Genomic DNA, 250 nt, shown 5'->3' on the forward strand with positions numbered 1-250 from the left:
TCCGCAATGCCATAGCTGCGAAGATCGTGTTATTGCCTGAGCACTTGTGGCGATCGCTCACATGGGATCAAGGCGCAGAGATGGCCCAGCACGTGCAACTTCGAATCGATACGGGTCTGGAGATCTATTTCTGCGGTGTGTCACGAACATGAGCGAGAGCTTGTGATGCTGTATCGAAGATGGGAGAAGGCCTCTCGAAGTCGGCTTGCAGGAGCAGGCTTCAAACCGCCCGGTGCTGCTGCGTTTAAAA

The 250-nt window shown here is 54.4% G+C and carries 1 pseudogene; it reads left to right on the plus strand.

Going from position 1 to position 250, the window contains the following annotated elements:
* Window positions 1-134: pseudogene (locus ACRXB1_RS37905) on the plus strand (IS30 family transposase); the annotation flags it as partial.
* Window positions 135-250 lie beyond the last annotated feature (116 nt).

This window comes from Caballeronia sp. M23-90 (assembly GCF_053574605.1).